This window comes from Streptomyces sp. NBC_01232 (assembly GCF_035989885.1).
In the GTDB taxonomy this organism is placed as follows: Bacteria; Actinomycetota; Actinomycetes; order Streptomycetales; family Streptomycetaceae; genus Streptomyces.
This window is the reverse complement of record NZ_CP108518.1, coordinates 6,961,484-6,985,420: the sequence shown is the minus strand read 5'-3', so window position 1 is coordinate 6,985,420 and position 23,937 is coordinate 6,961,484. Positions and strand designations below refer to the sequence as shown.

24 protein-coding genes and 1 pseudogene are annotated in these 23,937 nt (G+C 71.5%); 24 read left to right on the top strand and 1 reads right to left on the bottom strand.

Annotated elements, in window-relative coordinates; translation table 11 throughout:
- Positions 1-3: 3 nt before the first annotated feature.
- The 22 genes and pseudogenes from OG444_RS32240 to OG444_RS32135 all read left to right on the top strand — a co-directional run bounded on the left by OG444_RS32240 (position 4) and on the right by OG444_RS32135 (position 19,344).
- Positions 4-1,461 carry an SCO6880 family protein gene (locus tag OG444_RS32240; RefSeq protein WP_266444578.1) on the top strand — a complete coding sequence of 486 codons (1,458 nt, stop codon included), beginning with the start codon at positions 4-6 and terminating at the stop codon, positions 1,459-1,461.
- A 46-nt stretch (positions 1,462-1,507) separates the two neighbouring features.
- Positions 1,508-1,930 (top strand): DUF6238 family protein, encoded by a 423-nt coding sequence (locus OG444_RS32235; protein ID WP_266444575.1) that lies wholly within the window; start codon positions 1,508-1,510, stop codon positions 1,928-1,930.
- Positions 1,931-1,955: 25 nt separating this feature from the next.
- The gene (locus OG444_RS32230; RefSeq protein ID WP_327265446.1) at positions 1,956-3,449 is read left to right on the top strand and encodes an ATP-binding protein; all 1,494 of its coding nucleotides are present in this window, start codon (positions 1,956-1,958) and stop codon (positions 3,447-3,449) included.
- Between the two features lie 31 nt (positions 3,450-3,480).
- The gene (locus OG444_RS32225; protein WP_266444571.1) at positions 3,481-3,699 is read left to right on the top strand and encodes a hypothetical protein; all 219 of its coding nucleotides are present in this window, start codon (positions 3,481-3,483) and stop codon (positions 3,697-3,699) included.
- A 303-nt stretch (positions 3,700-4,002) separates the two neighbouring features.
- Positions 4,003-4,263, top strand: coding sequence for a hypothetical protein (locus OG444_RS32220; RefSeq protein WP_266444569.1), 261 nt, complete (start codon positions 4,003-4,005; stop codon positions 4,261-4,263).
- A 212-nt stretch (positions 4,264-4,475) separates the two neighbouring features.
- Positions 4,476-4,865, top strand: a complete 390-nt coding sequence (locus tag OG444_RS32215) for a hypothetical protein (protein WP_266444566.1) — start codon at positions 4,476-4,478, stop codon at positions 4,863-4,865.
- Between the two features lie 11 nt (positions 4,866-4,876).
- Positions 4,877-5,641 carry a glycosyltransferase family 2 protein gene (locus tag OG444_RS32210; protein ID WP_266354009.1) on the top strand — a complete coding sequence of 255 codons (765 nt, stop codon included), beginning with the start codon at positions 4,877-4,879 and terminating at the stop codon, positions 5,639-5,641.
- Between the two features lie 2 nt (positions 5,642-5,643).
- The gene (locus OG444_RS32205) at positions 5,644-6,453 is read left to right on the top strand and encodes a hypothetical protein (RefSeq protein ID WP_327265445.1); all 810 of its coding nucleotides are present in this window, start codon (positions 5,644-5,646) and stop codon (positions 6,451-6,453) included.
- A gap of 1,017 nt (positions 6,454-7,470) precedes the next feature.
- On the top strand, positions 7,471-7,968 hold the full coding sequence (locus OG444_RS32200; RefSeq protein ID WP_327265444.1) for a hypothetical protein: 498 nt from the start codon (positions 7,471-7,473) through the stop codon (positions 7,966-7,968).
- A 106-nt stretch (positions 7,969-8,074) separates the two neighbouring features.
- Positions 8,075-8,491 carry a hypothetical protein gene (locus OG444_RS32195; RefSeq protein ID WP_266354004.1) on the top strand — a complete coding sequence of 139 codons (417 nt, stop codon included), beginning with the start codon at positions 8,075-8,077 and terminating at the stop codon, positions 8,489-8,491.
- A 75-nt stretch (positions 8,492-8,566) separates the two neighbouring features.
- On the top strand, positions 8,567-9,460 hold the full coding sequence (locus OG444_RS32190; RefSeq protein ID WP_266354003.1) for a hypothetical protein: 894 nt from the start codon (positions 8,567-8,569) through the stop codon (positions 9,458-9,460).
- The gene (locus OG444_RS32185; RefSeq protein WP_266354002.1) at positions 9,457-10,110 is read left to right on the top strand and encodes a hypothetical protein; all 654 of its coding nucleotides are present in this window, start codon (positions 9,457-9,459) and stop codon (positions 10,108-10,110) included. Before OG444_RS32190 ends, OG444_RS32185 begins: the two co-directional genes overlap by 4 nt.
- A gap of 25 nt (positions 10,111-10,135) precedes the next feature.
- Entirely contained in the window at positions 10,136-10,903 is a 768-nt protein-coding gene (locus OG444_RS32180) for a hypothetical protein (protein ID WP_266606558.1), read from the top strand.
- A gap of 277 nt (positions 10,904-11,180) precedes the next feature.
- Entirely contained in the window at positions 11,181-11,570 is a 390-nt protein-coding gene (locus OG444_RS32175; protein ID WP_033221573.1) for a hypothetical protein, read from the top strand.
- Complete coding sequence (locus OG444_RS32170) at positions 11,567-12,352, top strand: DUF317 domain-containing protein (RefSeq protein WP_252310282.1); 786 nt, start codon at positions 11,567-11,569, stop codon at positions 12,350-12,352. The genes OG444_RS32175 and OG444_RS32170 overlap by 4 nt, the downstream gene beginning before the upstream one ends.
- A gap of 156 nt (positions 12,353-12,508) precedes the next feature.
- A complete protein-coding gene (locus OG444_RS32165; RefSeq protein ID WP_252310281.1) occupies positions 12,509-12,874 on the top strand; it encodes a hypothetical protein in 366 nt (121 codons plus the stop codon).
- The gene (locus OG444_RS32160) at positions 12,865-13,692 is read left to right on the top strand and encodes a DUF317 domain-containing protein (RefSeq protein WP_327265443.1); all 828 of its coding nucleotides are present in this window, start codon (positions 12,865-12,867) and stop codon (positions 13,690-13,692) included. The genes OG444_RS32165 and OG444_RS32160 overlap by 10 nt, the downstream gene beginning before the upstream one ends.
- 71 nt (positions 13,693-13,763) lie before the next feature.
- Complete coding sequence (locus OG444_RS32155) at positions 13,764-14,159, top strand: hypothetical protein (RefSeq protein WP_252310279.1); 396 nt, start codon at positions 13,764-13,766, stop codon at positions 14,157-14,159.
- Positions 14,160-14,322: 163 nt separating this feature from the next.
- Positions 14,323-16,113, top strand: a complete 1,791-nt coding sequence (locus OG444_RS32150; RefSeq protein WP_252310278.1) for a type IV secretory system conjugative DNA transfer family protein — start codon at positions 14,323-14,325, stop codon at positions 16,111-16,113.
- A gap of 539 nt (positions 16,114-16,652) precedes the next feature.
- Positions 16,653-16,994: pseudogene (locus tag OG444_RS32145) on the top strand (hypothetical protein); the annotation flags it as partial.
- The gene (locus tag OG444_RS32140; protein WP_327265442.1) at positions 16,991-18,229 is read left to right on the top strand and encodes a DNA cytosine methyltransferase; all 1,239 of its coding nucleotides are present in this window, start codon (positions 16,991-16,993) and stop codon (positions 18,227-18,229) included. The pseudogene OG444_RS32145 and the gene OG444_RS32140, both read left to right, overlap by 4 nt.
- Positions 18,229-19,344: a DnaB-like helicase N-terminal domain-containing protein gene (locus OG444_RS32135; RefSeq protein WP_252310276.1), complete on the top strand. Its 1,116-nt coding sequence runs from the start codon at positions 18,229-18,231 to the stop codon at positions 19,342-19,344. Before OG444_RS32140 ends, OG444_RS32135 begins: the two co-directional genes overlap by 1 nt.
- Positions 19,345-19,916: 572 nt before the next feature.
- Here OG444_RS32135 and OG444_RS32130 read toward each other — a convergent pair.
- Complete coding sequence (locus tag OG444_RS32130) at positions 19,917-20,807, bottom strand: DUF5655 domain-containing protein (RefSeq protein ID WP_266606556.1); 891 nt, start codon at positions 20,805-20,807, stop codon at positions 19,917-19,919.
- 543 nt (positions 20,808-21,350) lie between these two features.
- Between OG444_RS32130 and OG444_RS32125 the strand changes: the two genes are divergently transcribed.
- Both OG444_RS32125 and OG444_RS32120 read left to right on the top strand, forming a co-directional pair.
- Positions 21,351-22,241 carry an ABC transporter ATP-binding protein gene (locus OG444_RS32125; RefSeq protein ID WP_252310268.1) on the top strand — a complete coding sequence of 297 codons (891 nt, stop codon included), beginning with the start codon at positions 21,351-21,353 and terminating at the stop codon, positions 22,239-22,241.
- Positions 22,241-23,866 (top strand): ABC transporter permease, encoded by a 1,626-nt coding sequence (locus OG444_RS32120; RefSeq protein ID WP_252310267.1) that lies wholly within the window; start codon positions 22,241-22,243, stop codon positions 23,864-23,866. Before OG444_RS32125 ends, OG444_RS32120 begins: the two co-directional genes overlap by 1 nt.
- Positions 23,867-23,937 lie beyond the last annotated feature (71 nt).

The window sequence follows — 23,937 nt, the reverse complement described above, 5'->3', positions numbered from 1 at the left end:
TCCTTGTCCGAAGTCCTCCCCCTCACCGTCAAATTCCCCACCCGGTCACGGCGCGGGATCCTGCTGGGCCTCTCCCTCCCGCAGCTAGTCCTCGTCTCCTCGACCCTGGCATTGCTGCTGGTGGCCGTGCTGACCGTCGGCCTGATGGGCGCCGTCGCACTGGCCCCCGTCTGGATCACCACCGCCGTCCTGGTCGGGGTGCGCCGGGAAGGCCGGTCCCTGATCGACTGGGCGCCCCTGGTGGCCCGCTACGCCCACCGCCGCCGTACCGGTCAGACCATGTGGCGGGCCCGGCCCGTCTCCCGCCCCCAGGTCGAGGGACTGCTGCACCTGCCCGGCACCACCGCCTCCCTGCGCGTGGCCACCGCCGCCTCCGGCGCCTCCGCGATCCACGACCCCCACCGCCAGACCCTCACCGCCGTCGCCCGGGTCAGCTCCCGCGCCTTCGCACTTCTCGATCCGGCAACCCAGAACGCCAACGTGAGCGCCTGGGGCAGGGCGCTCGCCGGCATCGCCCGCACCGGGCACGTCGCCACCGTCCAAGTCCTGGAACGCACCGTGCCCGACTCCGGCGACAGCCTGGCCCGGCACTGGACCGAGCACGGCAACCCTCAGACCCCCGTGGCCGGACACATCTACTCCGCGCTCGTCGACTCCGCCGGCCCCGCCGCCGCACCCCACGAGGCATACCTGGCCATCGCCCTGGACCTCAAGGCCGCCAAGCGCCTGATCGGCCAGGCAGGCGGAGGACTCCACGGCGCGTTCACCGTCATGGCACAGACCACCGCGTCCGTCGCCCAGGCCGCCCGCGGCGCCGGGCTCACCGTCACCGGCTGGCTCGGCTCCCGCGAGATAGCCGCCGTGCTGCGCACCGCGTACGACCCCGCCGCCACCGCCCGGCTGGAGCAGTGGTCCTCCACCGGCCGCGCCGAAGCCGATCCGGCCGCCGCCGGCCCTGTCGCCCAGGTTGAGGAGACCGACCGGGTCATCACCGACAGCGCCCGGCACGCGACGTACTGGATCGAGAACTGGCCGAGGACCGAGACGAGTTCGGGCTTCCTGCACAGCATCATGTTCAGCACCGGCGTCCGCCGCAGCTTCTCCCTTGTATACGCGCCGCAGGGCATCGAGTCCGCCCTGCGGGACGTCCAGCGGCGCAAGTCCGCGATCATCTCGGACGCCTCCGAGCGCCGGCGCCGCGGCCAGGTCGAGTCCGAAGCCGACAACGTCGAGTACGCCGACGTCAAGACCCGCGAGAAGCAACTGATCTCCGGACACGCCGACGTCGCCCTGACCGGACTGCTCACCGTCTCCGCGGACACCGACCAGGCCCTGGACGCCGCCTGCGCCCAGCTGGAGACCGCCGCTGCCAGTGCCCAGGTCGACCTGCGGCGCCTGCTCTTCCAGCAGACCGACGCCTTCACCGCCTGCGCCCTCCCCCTCGCCCGCAACACCCTCTAGCCCCATCCGCCCGCCGCCCCCGGCGTCCCCCTCCACGAGGAGCCCCTTGACCCCTGACGAACACCCCGTCGGCGACGCCCTCCCGTACCTCCGGGCGGCCACCGCCGGCCTTCGCCACCACACCCGCCTCCTCGCCACCCGTGCCGGTCAGCCAAGCGATCGACACCACCTCGACACCCTCCACGCCCACCTCACCGACCTGCACCGCCTCCTGGAGCAGCTCGCCGAGCACACCCGGCCCGAACGACCCGCCTCGGGACGTCACCTGGCCACGGCCCGCACCCGCCTGTGGCAGGCAGCCGACGCCGTCCACGCCGCCTTCCACCTGCTCCCCGCCGCGTCTGACGGCACCGGCTGCCACCCAGAGCGGCTCCCGGACGGCCCGCCCGTGCTGACCATCTGCCAGCGGCACCTCGCCGCTTCCCACGTAGTGCGGCGCAAGGCCACCCCCGCCGACCTCGCGTCCTGACCGCCACCACCCCGGAAGCATCCTCTTGTCCCACCGCCGCGAAGCCAGCGCGACCCCCCTGTTCACGCCACAAGGCATCGGCCGGGCCCAGCGCCGTGCCCTGCGCAAGCAGACCGCCCGCGCCGAGGCCCGCGCCCGCGCCGCCGCCGGCCCCAGCTCCGAACAGCAGCCCGCCGAGGCCGTCTACCCCGAGGCGGCCTACCCACCCGCAGGGCGGCCGGGCCCCTTCTCCGCCCGCGGCAGCCGCCTCAAGCTCCCCGCCCACCGCATGACCACCGCCGTCGCGAGCGCCGCCTACCCCTTCCTCGCCGAAGGCGGACTCGGCGCCGACGGCATCTACATCGGCAAAGACCTCCACGCGGAGGGCAGTTTCACGTTCGACCCCTTCGAGCTGTACGGAAAGGTCGAGGGCTTCACCAATCCCAACGTGCTGCTGGCCGGTGTGATCGGGCAGGGGAAGTCCGCGCTCGCCAAGAGCCTGGCACTGCGCTCCGTCGCCTTCGGGTACCGGGTGTACGTGCCGTGCGACCCGAAGGGGGAATGGACGGCCGTCGCCCACGCTTTGGGCGGTGCGTCCATCGCCCTCGGGCCCGGGCTCCCCGGCAGGCTGAACCCGCTGGACGCGCCGCCCCGGCCTCCCTCGGTACCGGGGGCGGAGTGGGAGGGGGAGGTACGCAAGCGCCGCCTGCTGCTGCTCGGCTCCCTGGCGCGTACGGTCCTCGGCCGCGACCTGCTGCCGATGGAGCACACCGTCCTAGACGTCGCGCTCGGCACCGCCGTCGCCCGGGCTGCCGCGTCCGGCAGGCTCCCGCTGCTCGGCGACGTCGCCCACGCCCTCGCCGACGAGCCGGGTCTCGACCTGGCCGGCGGCCTTCTCGCCGGGCGCCTCGGAGACGCAGCCCGCGACCTCGCCCACGCCATGCGCCGACTGGTCTTCGGTGACCTGGCCGGGATGTTCGACGCTCCCTCCACCACGGCCTTCGACCCGTACCGGCCCATGCTGTCCATCGACCTCTCACGCCTGGGCGGCACCGACGACGCCGCCCTCGTACTCGCCATGACCTGCGCCTCCGCCTGGATGGAGGCAGCCCTCACCGACCCGTACGGCGGCCGGAGATGGGTGGTCTACGACGAGGCGTGGAGACTGATGCGCCACCCGGCACTCCTGATGCGCATGCAGGCCCAATGGAAGCTGAGCCGCGGCCTGGGCATCGCGAACCTGATGGTGATCCACCGGCTGTCCGACCTACTCACCGCAGGCGACGCCGGCAGCCAGAGCCGGGCCCTGGCCGAAGGCCTGATGGCCGACTGCTCCACCCGCGTGATCTACCGCCAGGAGACCGACCAGCTCGCAGCCGCCGCCGGACTCCTCGGTCTGACCAACGTCGAATCCGGAGCGCTCTCCCACCTCACCCGTGGCCGTGGCCTGTGGAAGGTCGCGGGTCGAAGTTTCGTGGTTCAGCACCAGTTGCACCCCGCTGAACTGCAGCTTTTCGACACAGACGCCCGCATGCATTGACCGCAGAAACGTTCAACCAACCCGGGAACCCATGCCCTCAGCACGCACCGACCTGTCCCTCTTCGCCGCCGCGCTCGCCGCCCGTCTCCCCGGGCAGTGGACGAGCGAATACCAGCGGCATCCCACCTACCAAGACCAGTTCGACACCATCGAACGTCTCTGGGACACCGGTCACGTCGAGTACATCGTCCACCAGTACGTCCTGGGCCACGAGGCCGTACTCCACGGCCCGGACGGCCAGCACCTCTAGGTCAACGACAGGCCGCTGCGGCCCCACCAGTTCGTCGTCGCCCCCCTCAGCCCCGACGTCAAGCCGCACCACTTCGTAGGGGTCGAGGAGCCCAACGGCATCGCGGTCCCCAACGATTCCGTCCGGGCCGCCGCCCACATCGCCCGACGGCTGCTGCCCCGCTACGAGATCGCTCGTCACGCGGTACGCCGCAGCCTCATCGACCGGCCCGGACCCCCGCACCGCAAGGCCCCTCCGCAGGTCGACCAGACCCTCACCCTGACCTGGTACGAGGACGGGGCGCTCGGGACGCCGTACAAGGACGTGCCGGAGGAAGCCAGGGAAGCGCTGTACGTCCACGGATTCCAGTACGTGCCCCACCAGGCCGCGTTCCTCCTCCCCGCCTCCTACGGCGAGGCTGGCCGCGCCGTACGGATCCAGGCCGTCGCACTCCGGCTCGCCGCGCACGGGATCGGCGTGAACCTGCGTCACGCCACTCCTGCCGCCGCGCTCCCGCCTCGCCCACCGGCCGTGGCCCGGCCTGTACCCGCTCTGCCCGCAGCCCCGGCCGCCCGTGCCCGCTGACCACCTGCCCGAAGGAAACCGCCATCAGCACCCGCAGCTTCATCGCCCGTCCCACCGGTACCGGCTACGAGGGCATCTACTGCCATTACGACGGCTACCCCGACAACCAGCTCCCGCTCCTGCTCGGCGCCGCCCGCTACCGCTTCGGCGGTGACCTCGACGCTCTGCGCCGGCACCTCATCGATGGCCCCCACGACTGGAAGGACCTCGGCATGGACCTCCTGGACAGGGCCCCCGACAACGTGCGGGAGCGCCTCGACCCCCACGGCGACCGCGGCCCGAGCGCTCCCTTCGACAACGTCTTCAACGTTGACGGCACCCCCGCGAAGCCGATCCCGGTCACCGACGCCAACGCCGATGCCATGGGCCTGGAATGGGGCTACGTCCTGCACGACCACGGCATCGAGGTCATCGCCCTGACCTGGTACGACAGCGGTCCCATTGTGTCCTGGGACACTGACCCCCTCTCCCGGATCTCCGGCACCCCCTCGCTGTGGGACTCGAACCGGCCCGCGCCCATCCAGGCCCCCGCCGCCCCACTGAAGATCACGAAGCCGGTCACCCCGGCACCCGCACCCGCCCGACCGCGGATCACCCGCTGAACGCCCCGCCCATGGACCGCACTCCGGAGAAATCTCTGTCCGCCCCGCAGATCACCGTCGTCATCGCCACCCAGCTCCGCCCCGAGCGCCTGCCCTACCTGCAGGAGATGCACGCCAGCCTCACCCGGCAGACCGTGCCCTGGGAGGCAGTCCTCGTCCTCGACGGCGCCGACCCCGCCCTCGTGCCTGCCCCGATCACCGCCGACCCCCGGATCCGGACCCTCGCCCTGCCTCGCCCGGTCGGCGCCGCCTGCGCCCGCAACCTCGGCCTGAACGAGGTGCGCACCGAGTTCGTGAACTGGGCCGACGACGATGACGTCTTCCCCGACTGGAGCCTGGGCGTACGTCTGGAGACCTTCACCGACGAGCTCGGGTGGGTCGCCGGATACAGCGAGGACTGGCTGCCGGACGGCTCCCGGCGCCTGTGGGAATGCCCGGCCCCGCCCGGCTATCACGCCGCCGGCGACGTGGTGACGTACTGGCCCCGGCCGCAGGACACCATCCCGGTCGGGCCGACGACCATCCTGGCCCGCACCCGCCTCGTGCGCGCGGCGGGCGGCATGGGCGGACTCGTCCAGGGCGAGGACTACATGGCAGCCGTCGGCGTCACCGCGCTGGGCCCCGGCGTGCTGCTCCCGCTGCCCGTCTACCGGTACCGCAAGCACGACGGTCAGATGACCCGCGGCGAGCAGTACGAGGAGCTGGAGCTGGCCGCCCGCCGCCATGCCCACGCGTTCGGGCACGGCCTGCGCAACGCCCTCGCCAGCCGGGCGTGAGCATGGACGACCGCACGACGCCCCGCCCCAGGGGCCTGGCACAGATCATCCTCGCCCTCAGCCCGGCCGACGGCCTGGTCGCCGTCCCCGTGGGCGAGCAGTACCGGTGGGCCAACACCGCTCTTCAGCTCACGCCCGGATTCGAGCGGCGCCCCGACGGCACGTACGCCCTGCGCGACGTGGACAGCGCAAAGCCCAACCTGCTTGCTCTCGCGGAGAACGCGCGCCGACACCGCGTGCTCCTCTTCGGCGGCGCCCGCCCGTACCTGGGCGACTACGCCACCGCGCTGGCCGACGGCCTGCCCGGGACGTGGACGGTGAAGGTCGAGGTCTACGCCCACCCGGTGTGGCAGGAAGACCTCGTCCCGCTCCTGTGGGACACGGGCGAACTCATCGACTCTGTGGAACACGGCCGCATCCCGTACGCCGCCCAACTTACAAACGGCGCAGGCATCGAACTCCTCCTGGTCGAACGGCTCGGCAGCGCCCACGAGTACCTGCTCGGCGCCTTCGCGAGCGCCTCCTTCGACGACAACTACGCCGACCCGCACGCCCCCCGCTCAGTCGTGCTGCCCTCCGAAGCGGCCCACGCCGCCGGCCTGGTCACCGGCACATTCCTGCCCGCGTACGAGCAGGCCGTCCACGAACGACTCCTGGCCGCCGTCGAGGCAGCACACGGCAGGCTCGAGGAACTCCATGTGGAGTGGACTGCAATCCAGCAGTCCAGCCTCTACAGCGACGGCACCCGCCTGGATCCGGCCACGCTCGGACACACCGAACAGCAGTACCTCGAAGAGAGCTCCGTGGAGTGACGCCGCGTGCGCCCCCACGCCGCTGAACTCCTCTCCCGTGTGCGCCCCGTGTCGGGCTCCGAGGGCTCCGCCTCCCTGGACCGCCTCCACCAGCTCCTTCACCCGGACGCGGCGGAACCCTCGTGGCCGGCGGCACCGTCCTCGCCTGCCGCCCTGCCGCCCAGCACGGCCGAGACCCTCCGCCGATGGCGCACCGACGCGCCGGCCCTGCTGCGGCAGGCCCGCGCCACCCGACCCGGCGGCCCTGCGACCACGGTCCGGCCTGCACTTCCCGCTGCTGCCAAGGCCGCGCCCTCCGTCCCCGGACGAGCGCCCTGCAGTCGATGACCTCCCCCGACCCATCTGGACGCCCCCCATGCAACCGCACTTCCATTTCGGGCTGCACGCCGAGCACGGTGTGGTCGCCCGTCCCACCACAGCCATCACTTCCCACCTCGCGGCCTGGTACCTGGAGCGCGAGCAGTTCGAACCTGTACCGGGCCGAGCGGATCTGTTCCGGCTGACCCAGCCCGATCACGACCTGCGGCGCCGCGCCCGGCAGACCGTCCATGACCTCCGCCGACATGGGTTCACCGTGCATGCGGACCTCTCCCTCGATCCAGCCGAAACGGCCCCAGCGAACGCCCCGGTCCGAGCGAACTCCGCGTCCGAACGGCTGGCTCGCATCGCCCGGGCCGCCGCCGCCCAACCTCCGCAGCACCGCGTAAACACCCCCCAGGTTGCCTCCGCGCCCGTACCCACCCTCGGCGCCCACTCCTCGGCTGCCAGACGAACCCGGTGACCACGACGGGCCCCTCCCCGGCCTGACAGCCACACCGCACCGACACACCCCCTACCCCGATCCAAGGACACCTGCCCTGCCGCCGACCGCCACCATCACCCTCCACCGCACCACTGCCGGCACCCTGACCGGCCACGCATCCGGAGCGCGTCACCAGTGGGCCGAGACCTAACGCTGTGCGACCGGCTCACGCGACCGGTCCAGCCCTCCACCCCTTCTGTTGCAAGGAGTTCTCCGTGGCCATCCCCACGTCCTTTGAGATCGTCCACAGCTGTGGACACACCAACACCCATGACCTGTCGAGCCGTTCGGCGGACCAGCGCGCTGGATACGCCCGCTGGCTCGCCGCCCGGCAGTGCACCGGCTGCTGGCGGGCCGATCAGCAGGCGGATGCCGCCAGCACGGCCGAGTGGCTGGCCGCCAAGCGCGCCGAAGAACAGACCGCCGCTGCGGACTGGGCAACCCAGTTCGACATGCCGCCCCTGGAGGGCCCCGAAAAGATCCTGGGCTGGGGCGAGCGCAGCCGCCACCAGCTGGTGACCCGCGCCTACACCGCGCTGGTCGCCGAAGGGACCTGGGACGAAGCCGACTGGGCCCAGTTGGAGGAGCAGGTCCGGCTGCTGACGAGAGCCGGGTGGTGGGTCGACCAGCGCGAGGCTGAGGGGACCGATCTGCCCGAGCTGCTGGAGGCCGCCGACGACCGCGACCGGCCCACGGAGAACCCGTTCCGGTAGGCCGGGCGGCGCGCAATATAGCCGCCGATCCCCGGTTTCGGAAACCGGGGATTCTCCGGACCCTTTGTCTTCCACCGCCGCCCAGCGTCTTCGTGGAAGGACCTCCGTGCCCGAGACCCACCCCGTGTACCTCCCGCCCGACCCGCTCACCCCGGAGCGGGACATCACCCACCAGCACTTCCGCCCAGGCGAGCACGTCGTGGTCCTCAAGGGCGCCGCCGGCGGAGAGCTGTGGGGCGACGCGATGAAGGTCGTGGCCCCCTCCTGGCACACCCCCACCGACGAGAACGGCTGGAGGCTGCTCGACCCCACCGGCGGTGACCGGTCCTACGCCACCGCCCACCCTCGCTACCTGGTGCACCTGTCCAAGCGGTGCCCGGAGTGCCTGATGCACCAAAAGGCGCTCCGGGAGTACCTGGTCAAGCGCCTCGGGGACGCCGAGGAGGCCGTGGACTGCCGCTGGTACTCCCTGACCGCCCACGCCCAGCTCGTCCACGTCGCCGACGCCCGCCCCGGCCGGTGATCACCGCCATCCTGCCACGGCGCGAAGCCGCCGGCCCGCAGCCGCCCTTCGAAAAGCCCGACCCCGAGCGAGACCATGATCATTGAAGTCCACTCCCGCGACGTGACCGCCGACGAAGCCCTCGCAGAGGCGCTCGGCCGCGAGATCAGCATGCAGGAGGGCCTGACCACCGAGCCCGGCGGCACGGTGGTGGCCCACTGGAACCGGCTGGACCACTACACCGACGACGACCGGATATGGGAGTCGGCGAGGTGGGCCGACCATCTCGCCGACCCGTCGCTGGAGCACCCACTCGTCTCCGGGCCCGGCGGCGACCGGCGCGCGATCCTCCACATCACCGCGCACCTGCACCCGCTGGACCGGGAGTTGAACCACGCCGAGTGGTCCGAGATCGGCTATCGGATCGCCCGTGCCGCCGGCATCGCGCCACCCGGCGACGACGCGGCATGCCGGTGGATCGCCGTCCAGGGCCAGCCCGGCCGCCTGGACGTGATCGCCAACCTGATCCGCGCCGACGGCACCTGGAGCACCCCTCCCCGCCGACTCCTGCAGGCCCTGGTCACCGAGGCGCGAAACATCGCGGCCGACCTCCTTCTGCACTCCATCCCCCAGCAGCGTTCCGGCCCCCAGAACCCGCCAGCCGGCCCGGCGGTCACCGCCTCCCCGCGGGTGCCGACCGCGACCAGCCCGCTCGCGGGAATCCTGCGACAGCTCGCCGCCGAGCAGTCCGGCCCGATCGCCGCCGTGCGCCAGCTCGTGGAGGAGGTCGGTCGGCAGGCCGCCGCGCTGTCCGACAACCAAACGGACGCCGCAGCAAGGGACTTGTTCTGGGCAGCCCGCCGCCTGTACGGGCTGCAGGAGCAGCTGGGCGAGATCGCCTCGCGACTCCAGCCTCCCGCGCCTCCGGCCCCCGTTGCGCCGACACTGCCCGTGCAGGCAGCCACCTCGGCCCGTGCGATGGCCCGGTGAACGAGCCTGCCGCCCCGCGCAAGGCGCCGCCCATCACAGTCACCAGGGACGCGGACACCGGACGGATCACCGCCCACGGCGGTGACGGGCTGGCCCACGGCATCCTGGAACGCACGTTCTTCCTGCGTGAGGTCCGCGGGGTCACCTGGCACCCGATGTCGCCGACCGTCGAGCCGGCGGATGAGGCGGCCGTGGCCAAGCTCGCCGTCGCCCGGCTCCAGGCCGCCGGATACCGGGTACAGGCCGACCCGCAGTTCGCGACCTCGACGACCGATCCCCGCTACGTGACGACGGGCCGGTCGATCGCGAACCTCGCAGAGTCCATCCGAGAAGCGGGCAACCCGGCCGAGGTGTCCGACCGTCTGGAGGAGGTGACCGCGGCGCACGACGGCATCCTCGCCTCTCTGGGGCAGCTTCTCCACTCCCTTGCCTCCGTCTACGACGGCCTCGGCGGACCTGCGGACCGGCACGTCGCGGCCCGGGTGCGCTACCTGGCCGAGCACCGGCTCGGTCCCATCACCGCCGACCTGCTGCACACCCGCGCCGAACTCGCCGACCGCACCACGGCCCCGGCCAGGCCAGGAACAGCCCTCCCCGCTGCCGCCCCGCCAGCCTCACCCGCCCCTACCGCCTCCGGACGGACCCAATGACCCCCGCCCCAAGTTCGAGGAGCCCATGCCCGCCCCCCGCCCCCTGCCCGACGACGACGGCCGCGACGTGGAGTCGTTCGCCACCATCCTCTCCGAGGAACTCCCCGGCCACTGGACCGTCCAGTACCACCAGCACGCTGGGCACGAGGAGCAGTTCACCCACGCCGAGAACGTATGGGACCTCAACGAGGTAGCCTCCGCGCTCGCCGAGTACGCCCTGGGCGCCGACGCCCACCTCGTCCGCGACGACGGCATGGGCCTGTACGTCACCGTCCACCCCCGGCATGAGGAGGAGTTCCTCGTCGCCGCCATCGCTCCGGCCGGCGTCGCCCCCGAGGCGTACGCCGGGGTACGCGAGCCTGACGGGATCGCCGTGCCCGCCGACGCCGAGCGCGCCGCCCGCGCCGTCACCGCAGATCTGCTGCCGCGCTACGACATCGCCCTGGCCCAGGTCCGGCACAACGCGATGAACCCCCCGCCGCCCGGGCCCGGCGCGCGGCAGGAGCAGGTGGTGATGACCTGGCTTGAGGACGGTTCGCTCGCCGCGGTCACCACCACCCGTCCCTCAGCCGAGGTCCTTCTCGCTGAAGGGTTCGTCTGGGAGAGCGCAGCGAAGGCGTACGTGCTCGGCGGGGACGACACCCAGGCTCAGGCCCACGCCGTCCGGGCCGCCGGCGCCCGCCTCGCCCGCCTCGGCATCCCCACCGTGCTGCGCGCCGCCGCCCGCCCGGCCGCGGAGGCCACGCTGCCCACGCCACAGCCCGGTGCCCGGACCACCGCCCGAACCCGGTGACCGTGCCCGACCCGCGCCAGACCAACCGCCCCCAGCCATCGGCTGACACTCCTGACGGTCGGCCCCGTGTCCCGCTGCTCAGCGCGGCCCGCCGACCGGCTCTCGCCCGCTTCCTGTTGCGCCGCTACCTGCGCGCCGTCGTCGTCAAAGCCGCAGGCACCGACCGGCCCCGGCCCGCGATGTCACCGCCGCGCCGCGTTGGCGCACCGGCCGCCTCCATCCACCGCCACACCCGCTGACCGCCGTCGTGGGTAACGCACAGCACCCTGGACCGCCCATGACCCCACCCGTCACCGCCGACGCCCTCACCGCGGGCATCACCCTGCAGCTCGACCAGCTATCCGAGCGGCTGTCCCAGGCCGGGCCGCAGCAGGCCGCCCAGATCCTCCGGCAGGTCCTGGATGCCGACAGCGGCGTCCTCGGCAGGCTGTCAGCCCTGGTCGGCACTGGTACCTACGTGACCAAGCACCATGCCCAGAGCGGCGTCTTCCCGGCGGAGATGTGGCTGGCTCTCGGGCGCACCGCCAACACGTTGTACGACCTCGCCCTCGACCTGGACGAACACCAGGAAGTCTTCGAGGAGATCGCCACGCGCCACCCCCTGACCACGTCGCCTCCGACGGCCACGCAGGCCACCGCCCTGGTGGCGCGTGGGAGGCACCGGTGAGCCGACAGCAGCAGTGGACCGGCTGGGGTCAGGCCCAGCAAGCTGAGCAGCACTACCTGATCGAACCGCGCTACCTGGCCGGCGGCGGCGACCTGCGGCATGTCAGCGAGTTCCTGCGCGCTTCGGGCTGGAAGGACATCACCCGCAAGTCCGGCACGACGCTCGCCTTCGACTCGCCCGACCAGATGGTGCGCGTCGCCTACCAGCCGCCGGGCGGCTGGCAGATCCACGGCGCCGCCCAGGGACATCAGCCGGCCTGGCAGGTCACCCTCACCCCGCAGACCCCGGTGGAGATCGTCGCGGGCCTGACCGACGCACTCACCAAGCCGCGCTCGGCGCACGCCCCGAACGTGTGGGCGCCGCTCACCGAGAAGTCGTGGAGCATGCAGCAGGACGACTACTTCGTAGCCCAGAGCCCCGACCGGCACGCCGTCGTGCAGTACGTCAAAGCCGGCGGTGACGGCAGCCAGGACCACTGGTGGGTCGGCGCCCGCAACGAGCACGGGCCTGTGTGGAACGTGCAGGCCACCGCGAGCACCCCGCTGAACCTGATGCAGTCCCTGACCACGGCCTTGGCCGACCCGGAGCCGGTGATGCGCCCGCGCGGACACGTCCCGCTCAGCAACCGGATCCGCGCGACCTCCGTGTCCGTGCGCCCCGACCAGCTCGGCGCCTGGCAGCAGGCCCGTCTCTCCGCCGCCCGCGCCGCCACCTGGGGCCGCAACTGGGTCTCATCCCGTGCCCGGACCAGCAAGGCACCCGGCTATGCAAGAACCCGATGACCGGCCCGGTCCATCGTCGCCCCTCCTCGGCCGCGCCCTTGGGCGACATCTCACCCCGACCACCAGTCCCGGCCCGGCACCCGGCGCCTCCACCGCCCGGTCACGGCCTGATACCCCCGCGCTCCTGAACCGCCTTTCCCCTCCCCGGAGCTTTCGATGACCGACGAACCCACCACCCAGCTGACCGCGGAAGAGGTCCGCGCGTCCGCCCAGACCCTGCACCGCCTCGCCGCCCACCTGCGGACCGGTCCCAGCCTGGCCGATGCCCTTCCCTTGATCGCCGCGCTCGTCGACGCCGATACAGGTACCGCAGCCCGCCTCGGCGAAGCCCTGCGCGGCATCGCCCGCTACCTCGCCCAGGAGACCACCGTTCCCCGCACCGAAATCGTCGAGGCGACCCTGGGCGAGTACATCGAGGCGGCATCCGTCCTGCAGGACCTGCGGCTGCTCGACCTCACCCTGGACCCCCTGCGGACTGCCTCCGTCCGCAGGGCACCCGCCCAGGCGGTCCCGTGGCGGTAAGCCCCACCCAGCGGGCCTCGTACGCCGAGGACCACGCCACGAAGATCCCCTTCGAGACCACGCCCCGCCCCCTCGCCGGGCCCGGCGACCCACGCCACGTCACCCACGCCCTGCTCGCCGCCGGCTGGACCCTCACCTCCGCCCCCGGCGACCTCCGGATCGCCCTGGCTGGCCCCGACGAGGCCCGGCACCAGCTGGTGATCGATCCGTTCGCCTCCGGCTCGCCGTGGCGGATCCAGTCCGTCGACTGGACGTGGAACGCCTCCTTCGACCGGATGGTGCCGGCGGAGATCATCGCCGGATTCACCGACGGCCTTCTCCACGGACCGCGCCGAGGCGACAGCAGTCCGTGGGAGCACATGCAGATGGCCGGCTGGGCCCTGGAGCGCCAGCCGGACGGCACCGGCCAGGCCCGCTCGCCTGCACCGGAGCTGCCGATCAGCGCCGAACTGCGTCCGATCTTCAACGACTGCTCCGACCAAATGGCTTGGCGGATCGTCCAGCCCGACCACACCGGTGCGCCGATCTGGAAGATGTGGATCAGCGGCCCGGTCCCGGACCACCTCATGGCCGGCCTGGCCGAACAGCTCGTCTCGGCCGCCCCCGTCCTGCGCGGCATGTACGACCTCGATCACTACAGCGCCCGGCAGAACCCCAGCCCGCTCACTCCCCAGCAGGCAGTCGAAGCCCACTTCACCCGCATCGACGCCGCCCGGGCACAGGCCCGCGCCCAGCGCCGCACCCACCTCACCACCCGCCTACCGGCCCCGGCCGCCGCCCCGGCAAGTCCGGCGCACTCCCGTACATCCCGCCCCTGAAACCCGAGAAGGCCCGCCCTTGCTCCAATCCGCCCCCCTCCGGCAGCACTGCCGTCCCCGGCCTTCAGGCGATGGTCAGCCGTCTTGCGGCCTTCCTGCGCGCGGCGGATGCGGCGGTCGACGCCTGGGACCTGTACTCCGACGAGCACACCGATCTCGATGGCTGGCCGTACGACCCGGAGAGCTACGACGACCGCAAGGCCGACCGGGACCACGTGGTGTGGAAGGCGTTCGAACCGGTCAGCGAGGAGGCCGGCGTCCTGCTCGACGCCGCCGAGGCCGACCTCGAACGGGTCCCCGCCTCCTCCGTCCAGAACCGTTGGGCCTGGCAACTGACTCAACTGCGCGATGCGCTCGACCAGATAGCGGCCATCAGGACGGAGTGCCGAACCCGCCTCGCTGCCCATCCTCATGCAAGCGCGGAGGCCCGCCAGGCTGCAGTTGACGCCCGTAACGCGGAGGCGTGAAACGCCCTTTACGGCTGGTTCGTCCACGGCCGCGCCGTCCTGGAGATCCATACCACCGCCGTACGCACCGCCGCGGGCCCTCGGATCGAAACCACCACCCACATCCCCCTCAGCCCGGTCGTACGGCTCACCCGCCGCGACCGCCAAATGGAATCGCGCGCCCTTGTCTCAGCCCAGCTCCTCCGCCGACGGCTACGACATAGCCTTCAAGGCCCTTCTCGGGGCCTTCGCCGTCGCCATCCCCCTCACCCACCTCGCCTGGCTCGGCGGGAACCTCACCTCCCTGGCCACCAGCAACGCCTGGGCCGCCTACCGGCCCGCCGACGCACTGATACGTCCCGACCAGCTCTGGCCCGACCTGGGAGAAACGTCCCTGCTGATCGGTGCGCGGATCCTGCCCGTCCTAGCCCTGCTCGCCCTTGCCGCCGCCGGCGGCCTGTGGTGGAGCCGCCACAAGGGCACGCTCGGCGGCAACAAGAAGCGCCGCATCGAGGGCACCGCGAAGGCCAAGGACATCGCACCGGTCCTGGCCACCGCGATCACCGAAAAAGCCCGCAGCCTGCGCCTGAGCCTGAAGGACGCCCAACGCATCGCCCCGTCCGACACCGGGATCCTCCTCGGCAACCTCCAGGGCAGCAAGACCGAAGTCCGGATGGGGTGGGAGGACGTAGCGGTCGCGATCATGGCCCCCCGCTCCGGAAAGACCACCTCGCTGGCGATTCCCTCGATCCTGGCCGCCCCCGGCGCCGTGCTCCTGACCAGCAACAAGGCTGCCGGTGACGCCTATACGGCCTGCTTCGACGCCCGCAGCCGGGTGGGTCGGGTGTGGTCGATGGACCCCCAGCAGATCGCCCACGCACCGCGCACCATGTGGTGGAACCCGTTGGCCGACGCGAAGTCCCTGGAGGGCGCGGGACGTCTGGCCGGCCACTTCCTCGCCGCCTCCGTGGACGCAAGCCAGCAGGGCGACTTCTGGTCCAAGGCCGGCAGCAACGTCCTGAGCCAGCTGTTCCTGGCTGCGGCCCTCGACAACCGCCCGATCACGGACGTGATGCAGTGGCTGGCCTTCCCCGCCGACCGGCGCCCCCTCGACATCCTGCGCGACCACGGATTCACCGCTGTCGCAGCCCAGTTGAAGGGAACGGTCGAGGGTCCGCCCGAAACGCGCGACGGGGTGTATGAGACCGCAAGACAGTACGCGTCCGCCCTACTCAGCGCCGACATCGCCACCTGGGTGACCCCGCAGAAGGACGTCCCGGAGTTCCGCCCGGCCGATTTCGTGGCCTCCACCGACACGCTGTTCCTGCTCTCCAAGGATGGCGGCGGCGGAGCCTCCGCGCTGATCGCTGCGTGCGCGGACTCAGTGATGCGGGCCGCGACCACCCGAGCCGAACGTACCGGCGGGCGCCTCGATCCGCCCATGCTCGCGATCCTCGACGAGGCCGCCAACGTGTGCAAAATCTCCGATTTGCCGGACCTGTACTCGCACCTGGGTTCCCGCGGGATCATCCCGATCACGATCCTGCAGAGCTACCGGCAGGGTCAGAAGGTGTGGTCGGACGCAGGCATGGACGCCCTGTGGTCGGCGGCAACGATCAAGGTAATCGGCGCCGGCATCGATGATCCCGATTTCGCGGACAAGCTCAGTCGTCTGATCGGTGACCACGACGTCGAGACGAAGTCCACCAGCATCTCCGACTCGGGCAAGTCCACCTCGATCAGCATGCGGCAGGAGCGGATCCTGCCCGCGGACCGGATCCGCGCGCTGCCCAAGGGCACCGCCCTCCTCTTCGCCACCGGGCTCCGCCCGGCCGCGCTCGACCTGCGCCCCTGGTACCTCGAACCGGGCGCGGGCGACCTGGCCGCCGCATCCAAGGCAGCCTCGGACGCGATCACCGCGCGGGCAGTCGCCAAAGCCGCCCCTGCGCAAGCCGACTTCAAGAAGGCCGCGTGATACCGCACCTCACACCCGTGCGCTTCCACATTCTAAACAAGGACGGAAAGCAAGGAATGACCCGACGCCAATGCACCGGGGGCCATACAACGCATCATAACGAGCCCCCTGCCCTCGGCCCTCGCCCGGGAAGCCGCTGACTTCCTCACCCAGCAACTTCGCGCGCAACAGGAGCAGGACTTCCGTATCGGCCAGCGGCACCAGCCACTGAAGCAAGCCGCGAATGCGAACATCGTCCGCTTCGCGCACCGCCTCGACTATCGCGTCGACCAGCCCCGCGGCCTCGTCTGGGGCAGGCGCCGGGCTGGCCGCGGGCCCAACCTGACCGGCCCGCCCGGCGCCCTCACAGGGTAGGACGTCAGCCATCGGCTGTTCCCTGCTCGCACCCATGCACGGTTGAACGACTGGCCCCCCTCCAGAGTCACGGTCCTCGTCAACCCACCCTCCCCGCATCGCAGCGCCTCGGGCACCGCCCTCCGCGGGCCCTTCCACGCCCCTACAGAAAGGTCACGGCCCTGTCTCGATTCTCAACAACTCGCCCATTTCACGGAAGTGCTCAATGGCGCAGCATCAGGGACTCCTCTCCCAGTGAATGGACTGACGTCGTCGAATTCGACGCGGCCATCCATCAGGGCAATGCCCGCGCGAACGCGAGCGGCAACCCGCTCCTCGGCCAGGCTTTTCTGCACCGCTCCCGGGCGCCCCTTTCCGAGGCGCCGATCGACCATGTCACCGCAGCAGAATGGGCCGCCCTCCAGCAGGAGAACGACGCTCCGGACGCGGAGGCTCTCGAAGCCGGTGTCGTGGACGGCTGCTCGCCGTGGGCCTGCCGGGGTGAGCAGCCCGAACCGGTCCGGGACGATTTCGGGCTGGCCGTATGAGAGACCTCATCGTGGACCTCTTCGCCGGTCCGGGCGGTTGGGGACATGCCCTGCACGTGCTGGGTGTGCGCGACGTCGGCCTGGAGTGGGACGAATGGGCCTGCAAGACTCGCGCCGCAGCCGGGCAGACCACGATCCGTACCGACGTCGCGCTCTACCCGGTCCGGCCCTTCGTGGGGCGGGCCCGCGGGCTGATAGCGAGCCCGCCCTGCCAGGCATGGAGCATGGCCGGCAAACGTCTCGGGCTTGTCGACCAGCCTCTTGTCCACCAGGCCGTTGCCGACCTCGCGGTCGGCCGCGATACCCGGCCCCAGCTGCTTGCCGCCTGCCAGGACCCGCGGTCGCTACTGGCAGCCGAGCCCATGCGATACCTCCATGCCCTCCACACCGTGGGCGAGCCGGAGTGGGTGCTGATGGAGGAGGTGCCCGACGTCGCACCGCTGTGGAAGCAGTACGCCGCCGTGCTGCGCACCTGGGGATTCTCCACCTGGAGCGGCATCCTGAACGCGGCCGACTACGGCGTACCGCAGACCAGGAGGAGGGCGATCCTGATCGCCTCCCGCATCCGTCGGGCCGCCCCGCCCGAACCCACGCACGCCAAGCTCGGCGAGCAGGAATCCCTCTTCGGGCCCGGCCGCCAGCGATGGGTGTCCATGGCCGGAGCCCTGGGCTGGGGCCGCACGGACGGGCCCGTGCCCACGGTGTGCGCCGGCGGCGGACCCGGGGGCGGGCCCGAACCCTTCCCGTCCGGCTCCCGTAAGACGCTGTCCGACGCCCGCGACCGCGGCGCCTGGCAAAGCCCCCCGCCCCGCACGGACCTCTCCCGGAGCTCCAAGACCGGCTCGCCGTGCAGGTGCCGGGAAGGGGCCCGGCCGTCGCCTCGCTGCGCGGCCGGACCGGACTGGGTTCTGCGCAGCAACAGCCAGGCGAATGCGGCCGTCCGCCCCGTGACCGAGCCGGCCGCCACCTTGTTCTTCGGCAACCGCGCCAACGAATGCATCTGGACCACCCGCTCCGCCACAACCCTGGGCTCCGCCGCGGCGCCGGCCATCCGGATCACCGCCGAGGAAGCCGGGATCCTGCAATCCTTCCCGGCGGCTTACCCCTGGCAGGGCACCAAGGGCCAGCGCTTCTCGCAGATCGGCAACGCCGTCCCCCCGCTGCTCGCAGGGCACTTGATCGCGCCGCACGTGGAACGCACGCTCAACCGCGACGACTTCGTCCTGGCGGCGTGATGCCCGACCACGCCCGCGCCGCATCCGAGGAAGATCTCCTCGGGGATCCGGCACCTCTGCCCGTGGTCCACTACGCCGAGCAGGCCCTGCTCGGCGCCCTGCTCCTGGTACCCGACCGCCTGAAGACCATCGGCCCGCTCGAGCCCGAGCACTTCTCCAGCGCTGCCCACGGCAGCCTGTTCGCGGCGATGCGCACGGTGTCCCCGCCCACGCCCGAGGTCCACCGCACCAGCCCGGTGTGGCCGAACCAGCTCCTCGACGCCGCCCAGACCCGCGCCCTGAATGCCGCCTACCTGCACATCCTCATCAGCAACTGCCCCACAGACGCCCATGCCCCGGCCTATGCCCAGATGGTCCGCTCCGGACATGCCCGCCGCCTCCTGCGCCGGCACGCCGGGCTCCTCTCCCAGGCCGCCCGCACCCCGGGGCCCGACCCGGCCGGAACCGTACTGGCCCGCGCCGACGAGCTCGCCGTCTACCTCGACGAGCTGGCCACGGCCTTCCCCTCTCACCGCGGGTCGATGCCCAGGACCCCGGCGGCATCCGGCCCGGCAGCCGAGGCGTCGGCGGAGGCGGAAGACGAGGAACGGATGCTGCTGGCCGCAGCGACCGCCCGCCCCGACGACCTGCCGCGGATGCGCTGGCTACACGAAAGCGACTTCACCGTCCCCGTGCACGCCGCCCTCTTCGCCTGCCTGACGGCCCTCGCCCGCAGAGGGGCGCCCGTGGACCCCATCACCCTGCTGTGGGAAGCCCAGCAACGCGGCCTGCTTAACTTGGGGTTCGGCCCTGACAGGGTCCTCGACCTGGTCTCCTATCCCGCCGGCGCACCGGAGCACTGGGGCCAGAAGATCCTCCAGCGCGCGCTCCTCAGTCAGGCCGTCACGGTCGCCTCCCGAATCGCGACGCTGACGTCGGACGAGGCAACCTCCGTCCACCAACTGGCCACCGGCAGCCGCCGGGCACTCTCCACGCTGTTCTCCGTCCGGAACCGCTGGCACCACGCCACCAACGACCCGGGCGTGAAGCCCCCTTCCCGCCCGTCAGCCGCCCTTCAAAATCCGGCCGTGCGAGCCGGCTCCGCCGCACGAACCCCAGCCCGGCCAAGCCGATGACCATTCCCGCCCCGACCGAAAGCCCCTCATGCCTCATGCCTCCGCCGACGCTCACATCCGCTTCGCCCTCCACCCAGACCACCACCCCAGCCGTCGTCACCACGATCTCCGGCTCCACGAGCGACGCCGCTCGCTCTCACCTGTACGACCTCGGCTTCCCCAGCATCGGACCCGGACACCATGGTCCTCGCCCGCATCGACCACAAGGAGCCGTACTACGCGAACACCGCAGCCAAACAGCTGAGTCGATACCGCTTCACCGTCGAGATCGAGACGGCCCTCCAGGAAAGGATCGACACGGAACGGACCTGGGGCAACCATCCCTTCCCCTGGTGTACCCGCGACGAAGTACGTGAGGTCAGCGCCGAAGCCCAGCGCAGCCACAACGACATCGCCGAAGGCCGCCTGGTCATCCGACACCGGGGATCGTGGGGAAGATGGCGACCTCCACCGCCACGTCCCCGCTCGATCCGTCGAAAGGCCCCGCCGAGAACCCGAATGCCTTCCCGAATTTCACGGACAGCGCGCTCCGCTCGCTCAGGGCGAGGGCCCCAGCGCTCGGTCGCCAGGCCCTACGCCACCGCAACATACGACAGCCGAAACAGGTCCAGCGCGCGCTCCACGTCCTTCTCCGAGTGCAACTGGACCTCCAGGTCACCAGTGCCGTGGTGTCCCAGCCCCGTCACGTCCCTCGTGAAGCCCGAAACGAGGTCGACGGCCGCCGGGGCTGCTTTGAGGTACGCCAGGAGCTTGTCCTGCCTGGCCGTGACGCAGGCGAAGTTCCGCAGCCTCTGGTACGCGTCGTACTGCTTGCGCCGGACCTTCGAGACGTCCTCGCCCAGCCCCAGGAGCACCTCGTCCACCGCTGCCGCAAGCTCCGCCATCGCTCCTGACGCCTGCCGCGCAGGCGCTGGCGCGTCAGCGCCACGACGACGCGGGCGCGGAGACGCTTTGGCCTGCCCGGCGACCGAGGCGACCGTCTCGAGTGCGATGTGGTGCTCGCCGAACAGCCGGTACCGCACCAGGTCGATCGATCTCCGGTGCTCGCGGATCGCGTGGAGGTCGTAGCGGGTGAAATCGCCAGCGACGCAGATCAGCCGGGGCGCGCTCCACAGCACCTGCGACGCCGCAGTCACCCCGAGACGCTCGCGGACCAACACCTGGAACTCGGTGCGGTGATCCATCAGCCAGGCCAAGTAGAACAGCCCTTGCGACAGCACGCCGGGGTCAGTGGATCGCTTGTACTCGACGATCACCGGAGCACCGTTCTCATCGAGCCCCAGCGAGTCGATGCGCCCGCCGTGAACGGGACCGGTGCTGTACTCGGAGGCGAGGAATCGAACCCCGAGCATCGTCTCCATCGCCCCCTCGACCAGGCCCTGTACATCGGCCTCAGCCTCAGCCAATCGCGGCATGACCTCAGTCACGCCGTTCTTCGTGTAAAACAGTTTCAGGCTCGACACCCCCCTTGTCGCACGTGCCAGGGGGTAACACACGCAGTCTCAGAGTTATTTCCGCCCAGTCGAGCCCGACCAAGATCCGGACCCATCCCGGACCAGCGCTGCACAACCCAGCCCCGACCGCCACGTCTCCGCAGGTCAGGGCGCCGCGAGGCTTGTACCACCAGCACACGAACCCCCTATGGACCAGACACCGTTCGACGTCCGGTCGTCACACCGCGTGCCCAACGCTTCCGATCGGCAATGCCTCTCGGACAAGTCAGGGACCAGTTGCACCTCGGCACCGTCACTCAATCGGCGACGGCGGCGCCATGGCGCTCGGGCGTACGACAGGCTGGTGCGGCACACATGAGCCCGCCGACTCAAAGCTCGTCAAGGCCCGGGAGCGCCACCGGCTGGCTGGCTCCACCTGGGCGTGCATGTCGCAGTTCGTGCCTGCCGCTTGTCCACCGCAACCAGGCGCGAGTATCTTCACGAGTGGTGTGCCGGGAAGTCTGGTCGGCGGTTAGGGGCCGTGTGCCTGCCGTACCGACTCAGGGGGCCAGCATGGTCTCGCACGCCTTTCGTACCCAATCCCTGACCAAGCGGTACGGCCCCGTCCTCGCGCTGGACGGACTGGATTTGAGCGTCCCGGTCGGCGAGGTGTTCGGCTTCCTCGGCCCCAACGGTGCTGGCAAGTCCACCACCATCCGGTTGCTGCTGGGGCTGGCCCGCCCCACCGCCGGCCGAGCATGGATCTTCGGCACTGACGCGGCTGACGTCGCCGTGACGCACGGGCGCCTTGCGTACGTGCCGGCTGATGTGGCGTTGTGGCCGCAGCTGACCGGCGCAGAGATGCTTGAGCTGCTGGCGCGCACGGGACCCGGTACCGACCGGTCCTACCGGGATGAGCTGGTCGAGCGGTTCGATCTCGACCTGTCCAAGCCGGGGCGGGCGTACTCGACGGGCAACCGGCAGAAGGTGGCGCTGGTGGCCGCGTTCGCCACCCGGGCGCCTCTGCTCGTGCTGGACGAACCGACCAGTGGCCTGGATCCGCTGATGGAACGCGAGTTCCGTCGCGCCGTCCGCGAGGCCCGGGACAACGGCCAGACGGTATTCCTCAGTTCCCACATGCTTGCCGAGGTCGAGGCGGTCTGCGACAAGGTGGCGATCCTGCGGGCCGGGCGGCTCGTCGATGTCGCCGCCGTGACGGCGCTGCGACGGCTGCACCGCACGGAGGTGACGGTGTGCTTCAACGGCGCGCCCCCGGATCTGGCACGAGTGCCCGGTGTGGAGGCGGTCGAGGTGACCGGCGCGGCCTCGGTGCGGTTCACCCTCGCCGGCCCGCCCGGGGACGCCCTGCAGGTCTTGGCGGCTGCGGACGTGGTCAGCCTCACGATGCGGGAACCGTCGCTGGAAGAGATCTTCCTCGGCTACTACGGCGGGGAACAGCAGTGATGGCCGTCAGCTCGCCGGCCGAGCAGGCAGCCCCCGACGCCTCGGCGGGGCGGGCGGTCCTCTCCCTGGCTCTTCGGCAGACTCGGCGCGGCGCACTCTTCGTGATCGGCCTGATGGCAGGGATGTCGGCAGTGGCGGTGGCTGCCTACGCAAGCACGGTCAAGGACCCAGCGGATGCGGCAGCCTTGCAGACGCTGGCGGGCAATCCGGCAATCCGCACTCTGTTCGGCGAACCGGTCGCGTTGGATGAGGCTGGCGGGTTCGCCGTGTGGCGCACGGGGACGGCGTTGGCGGTGGTGCTGTCGGTCTGGGTGCTGCTCGCTGCGACCCGGATCACCCGGGGCGAGGAGGACGCCGGCCGATGGGATGTGCTGCTGGCCGGGCGGCTGCCGGTCACGGCCGTGGTGGCATGGCACGTCGCTGTCCTGGTGGCGGCGTCGCTCACCGCGGGCACTGCCGCGTTCGCCGGTCTGGTCGCTGCCGGTGCGGCTGTGAGCGGCGCCGCGGTGCACAGTGCCGCTCTGGGGTTGTGCGGGGTGTTCTTCGCTGCGGCGGGCATGATGAGCGCTCAGGTGTTCGCGACCCGGGCGGCGGCCAGTGGCGCGGCGGTGGCGCTGCTCGGCATCGGCATGCTGCTGCGGATGGTCGGGGACGGGGTCGCCCCCCTTGGGTGGCTGCGCTGGCTGTCGCCTTTCGGTCTGATGGCGCTGGCCCGCCCGTACGACGGGAACCGGATCTGGCCTCTGGTGGTCCTGCTGGCCGCCTGCCTGGCACTCGTCACGGGGGCCGTGGTCGCTGCCGGGGGGCGTGACATCCGCGGCGGATACCTGCGCTCGTCCTCCGGGCGGGCTGCGCGTACGTGGCTGCTCGGCTCGGTCCAGGCGTTCGCGGTACGGCGGCTGGCGCGGCCGCTGGCCGCCTGGTCTGCGGGTGTCGGGGCGTACTACCTGCTCATCGGGGTGCTGGCCGTATCCATGACGGATTTCCTCACCGACAATCCGAGGTTCGCCGAACTCGCCGCGCAGGCGGGCTTCACCGGGCTCGGCACGGTCCCGGGATACACCGCGACGCTGTTCGCGCTGCTGGCAGTTCCGGCTGGAGCATTCGTCGCGGTCCGGCTCGCCGCACTCGCCGCAGACGAAGCCAGTCGGCGCCTGACCCTCCTGTACGGCCAGCCGCTCACCCGGGCGACCGTGCTCACTGGCGAGGTCGCCGCTGCTTTGGGCGGCGTCGTCGTGCTCACCACCGTCGCCGGCGTTGCCACCTGGACCGGGACCAGGGCCGTCGGTGCCGACCTCGGCCTTGCCTCCGCGTTGTCCGGCGCCTGGAACGTACTGCCGGTCGCACTCCTCTGCCTGGGCGCCGGTGTACTCGCCCTCGGCTGGGCGCCGCGCGCGGTCACCGTCATCGGATCGTTGCCGGCCGCGGGCGGCTTCCTGCTGAAGGTGCTCGCCGAAGGGTCCGGCCTGCCGGCATGGATCGGCCGGCTCTCCCCGTTCGCGCACCTGGCCGCCGTACCGGACGCCCCCGTCAACTGGCCCGCGGCCTTGCTGATGACTGCCGTCGCCACGCTCGCCGCAGCCGTCGGACTCATCGGCTACCGACTGCGAGACCTCCGTACCTGAACGCACAGTGCACGCGGGCCACGTCCTACCGCACACACGTACGGCGCACACGCGGGGCGTCGCCCTCGGCG

Excerpts from the sequence above, each read along its gene's own strand:
- OG444_RS32225 (WP_266444571.1), top strand. The coding sequence starts at position 3,481 with ATGCCCTCAGCACGCACCGACCTGTCCCTCTTCGCCGCCGCGCTCGCC.
- OG444_RS32215 (WP_266444566.1), top strand. The coding sequence starts at position 4,476 with ATGGACCTCCTGGACAGGGCCCCCGACAACGTGCGGGAGCGCCTCGAC.
- OG444_RS32210 (WP_266354009.1), top strand. The coding sequence starts at position 4,877 with ATGGACCGCACTCCGGAGAAATCTCTGTCCGCCCCGCAGATCACCGTC.
- OG444_RS32205 (WP_327265445.1), top strand. The coding sequence starts at position 5,644 with ATGGACGACCGCACGACGCCCCGCCCCAGGGGCCTGGCACAGATCATC.
- OG444_RS32190 (WP_266354003.1), top strand. The coding sequence starts at position 8,567 with ATGATCATTGAAGTCCACTCCCGCGACGTGACCGCCGACGAAGCCCTC.
- OG444_RS32180 (WP_266606558.1), top strand. The coding sequence starts at position 10,136 with ATGCCCGCCCCCCGCCCCCTGCCCGACGACGACGGCCGCGACGTGGAG.
- OG444_RS32175 (WP_033221573.1), top strand. The coding sequence starts at position 11,181 with ATGACCCCACCCGTCACCGCCGACGCCCTCACCGCGGGCATCACCCTG.
- OG444_RS32165 (WP_252310281.1), top strand. The coding sequence starts at position 12,509 with ATGACCGACGAACCCACCACCCAGCTGACCGCGGAAGAGGTCCGCGCG.
- OG444_RS32155 (WP_252310279.1), top strand. The coding sequence starts at position 13,764 with ATGGTCAGCCGTCTTGCGGCCTTCCTGCGCGCGGCGGATGCGGCGGTC.
- OG444_RS32140 (WP_327265442.1), top strand. The coding sequence starts at position 16,991 with ATGAGAGACCTCATCGTGGACCTCTTCGCCGGTCCGGGCGGTTGGGGA.
- OG444_RS32135 (WP_252310276.1), top strand. The coding sequence starts at position 18,229 with ATGCCCGACCACGCCCGCGCCGCATCCGAGGAAGATCTCCTCGGGGAT.
- OG444_RS32125 (WP_252310268.1), top strand. The coding sequence starts at position 21,351 with ATGGTCTCGCACGCCTTTCGTACCCAATCCCTGACCAAGCGGTACGGC.
- OG444_RS32120 (WP_252310267.1), top strand. The coding sequence starts at position 22,241 with ATGGCCGTCAGCTCGCCGGCCGAGCAGGCAGCCCCCGACGCCTCGGCG.